Below are 1530 nucleotides of genomic sequence, written 5' to 3' on the forward strand. Positions count from 1 at the left end.
CAGTTGGATCAATGCCAGGCCTGAGGTTATTGGTAGCCTTTAGGGAACGGGTTTGGCTCGATCAGATCCGACTCGTAGATCACCTTGAACTGGCCATCAGGCTGCACTTCACCGATGCGCGACTTGCTCCACAGGTGATGGTTTTCGTGGACCTTCACGTAGCCCTCAGGCGCGTTTTTCAACTCGATACCTGGGGAGGCTGCCACGACTTTATCCACGTCGAAGCTGCCGGCTTTTTCCACCGCCGCTTTCCACAACCAAGGGCCAAGGTAGGCCGCCTGGGTGACGTCGCCGATCACTGCATCCTTGCCGTACTTGGCCTTGAAGGCCGCGACGAAGGCTTTGTTGTTCGGGTTGTCCAGGCTCTGGAAGTACTTCATCGAAGCATAGAAACCGGCCATGTTTTCACCGCCGATACCGAGCAGTTCGTCTTCGGTTACCGACAGGGTCAGCAGGGTCTGTTTCGACGAATTCACGCCCGCCGCATTCAGCTGTTTGTAGAACGCCACGTTGGAACCGCCGACCACCGCCGCGAACACCACGTCCGGCTTTTTCAGCTTGACCTTGTTGATCAGCGAACCGAACTGGGTGTTGCCCAGCGGGTAGTAGTCTTCGCCGACCACGGTGCCGTGCAGCACGTTTTCAATGTGTTTGCGCGCGATTTTCATTGAGGTGCGCGGCCAGATGTAATCCGAACCAACCAGGTAGAAGGTCTTGGCGCCCTTGGTCTTGGCGATCCAGTCGAGGCTGGCGAGAATCTGCTGGGTGGCCTCCTGGCCGGTGTAGATCACGTTTTTCGACTGTTCCAGGCCTTCATAGAAGGTCGGGTAGTAGAGCAAGCCGTTTTCTTTCTCGAAGATCGGCAGCACGGCTTTGCGCGAGGCCGAGGTCCAGCAGCCGAATACAGCGGCGACTTTGTCGTTGACCAGCAACTTCTTGGCTTTTTCGGCAAAGGTCGGCCAGTCGGAAGCGCCGTCTTCCTGGATCACCTTGATCTGGCGTCCCAGAATCCCGCCCGAGGCGTTGATCTGCTCGATCGCCAGGCGCTCGGCCTGGATCGAACCGGTCTCGGAAATCGCCATGGTGCCGGTGGCCGAGTGCAACTGGCCGACGGTGACTTCGGTGGGGGTCACGGCCAGGCCTTCGTTATCGGCCAGCGCGCCCTGGCTGAACAGAGCGGCCGCCAGTAATGACAGGGCCAACAGCGGTGTGGAGCGGATCAATCGTGGTGCCATGGGGCGACTCCTCTGCAATGAGGGGGTCAGCATGGCGGCAGGTGGCCACGGCGGGTATACGCAGCCTGACGTAACCGTGTACGTCATTTGACGTATGCCGCTATGCACTGTTTCAGGGCAGGTTGTGGTGAGCGGGCTTGCCCCGCGCTGGGCTGCGAAGCGGCCCCAATCAAGAACAGCACATTTGTAAATGTCAAACTCATTGACTGTTAGTGGGGCTGCTTCGCATCCCGGCGCGGGGCAAGCCCGCTCACCACAACCTGCCCTGAAACAGTGCATAGCGGCATACGTAAAA

1 protein-coding gene is annotated in these 1530 nt (G+C 58.9%); it reads right to left on the minus strand.

Annotation, left to right across the window (positions count from 1 at the left end):
• Window positions 1-26: 26 nt before the first annotated feature.
• Window positions 27-1235: an urea ABC transporter substrate-binding protein gene (gene urtA / locus WBB95_RS05060; RefSeq protein WP_424486559.1), complete on the minus strand. Its 1209-nt coding sequence runs from the start codon at window positions 1233-1235 to the stop codon at window positions 27-29.
• Between the last annotated feature and the right edge of the window lie 295 nt (window positions 1236-1530).

This window comes from Pseudomonas sp. (assembly GCF_049645325.1).
Taxonomy (GTDB): domain Bacteria; phylum Pseudomonadota; class Gammaproteobacteria; order Pseudomonadales; family Pseudomonadaceae; genus Aquipseudomonas.